This window comes from Streptomyces sp. NPDC051133, assembly GCF_040682635.1.
Classification (GTDB): domain Bacteria; phylum Actinomycetota; class Actinomycetes; order Streptomycetales; family Streptomycetaceae; genus Streptomyces.
On record NZ_JBFBBK010000218.1, the window covers coordinates 1 to 1,624 of the forward strand.

The following is a 1,624-nucleotide window of genomic DNA, read 5'->3' on the forward strand; positions in this document are numbered from 1 at the left end:
GCTCCTGAGGTCAGGCTGGCGAAGGACACCGCCGGTGCGGGCACGGTGCTCGCGACCAGCCCGCTGTACATGGTGAGCGACGCAGCCACCGGTGCTCGGTTGCGAGCTGCCGGTGGTTCATGGCTGGCACTTGCGAAGCTGATGGATGCCCGAAAGCTACGGCTCGTCGTACGGGACCCTGGCGGGTCAGGGGACGGTCTTGTCGGTACTGGCGCTGCGGCGGAGGCAGTCTGGCGCGACAAGGGCATGGACGCGTCCGCACTGTGGCTCTACCGGGCTCATCGGCGTACCCGCACTGTGGCGGCTTCCAGCGAGCTGCTGCGAACCAAGACCGGTGAGGTCGGCCTGGTACCCGAGTACACCTTGGCAGCATCGCCTGCATCAGGGCGCAGCGCCCTGCCGGGGGGCGACTTCGCAGCCACACTCCGCTACACCTGGCTGCCCACGGCCACCGGAATCGCGGACGCTCGTAGTCTCGCCGCCCTGAAACGGCTGCAGGCGGCACTCAGCGGAAGCGAAGCCTCAGAAGCCCGCGCCATGGCGCATCTCCGCGACGCTGACGGTACTGCGACCCCGAACGCCGGCCTGCTCGCGACGAGGCTCGCGAAGGCTCTTCCCGTCCTGGCCGCTCATCATGTTGATCACGTCTTCGCCACCTGGTACCCGCAGGATCGACGTACCGATGCGCTCATCGTGATCGACGTTTCCGGCTCGATGGCGGAAGCGGCACCCGGCTCGACCACTTCCCTGATCGGGTTGGTGCGCGAAGGTTTGCAATCACTGTGCGGCGTGCTGCCCAACGATGCGCGGCTAGGCCTGTGGGAGTTCGGCGTGAGACTCCAGGGCGCCAACGACTATCGCGAACTTCTCCCAGAGGCGACGCTGAGCCACGGCCAGCGGCAAGCCCTCGCCATGGCGCTGAAAAACATGCACGCAAGACCCACAGGAACTGGCCTCCATGACACAATCCTGGCCGCATACACCAACGCGCGCGACCACTACCGGCCCGGGGTACAGAACCAAGTGATGATCTTCACCGACGGCCGTAACCAGGACGATCCCGGCGGAGCCTCTGCAAGCCAGCTGTCCAGCAGACTGCAAGCACTGCAAGACCCCAAACGCCCAGTACATCTCAGCGTAGTCGCCTTCGGAGACCGCAAAGCCGCCGAGGTGGTCGGCAAAGCCATCGAACCCGTCGGCGGCTACGTAGACTTCCTGAACACTCCGGATCAAGTGGCAGCCGTCTTCATCCACTTGGCCGCTGGCGGCCTCCACCACTGAAACCCACGCCGCACAGCATCCGTTCCGCTTCGACGTTGTCGGCGATTTCAGCCGCTGAGCATCGGCCGACTCGATAGTTCCTGACTGCTCCCACCTGCGGCGATGGCTACGCGGACGGAGCATCACCCACCGCATCGTCCGCAAGCGCGTCGAGTCATCGACCCGCCTGGGCCGACACCGTCGAACGCACGATGTCCTGGCTTGCCGGATGCCATCGACTGCACCACCGTTACGAGCAAAGCCGAGCACTTCCTCGCCTTCAGCCAGCCCCGGCACAGGCCGGTGAACGGGCGGGGGCCCCACACCACACAACGCCCCCCCGGGGCGAGGCCTAAAACAGACA

1 protein-coding gene and 1 pseudogene are annotated in these 1,624 nt (G+C 65.9%); both read left to right on the plus strand.

All coding sequences use genetic code 11. The features are described from left to right. On the plus strand, nt 1-1,281 hold a 1,281-nt coding region (locus AB0N17_RS46550; protein ID WP_366017713.1), incomplete at its 5' end, for a VWA domain-containing protein. Between the two features lie 91 nt (nt 1,282-1,372). After that, nucleotides 1,373-1,545 (plus strand): annotated as a pseudogene (locus AB0N17_RS46555) (IS5/IS1182 family transposase); the annotation flags it as partial. Nucleotides 1,546-1,624: the final 79 nt, after the last annotated feature.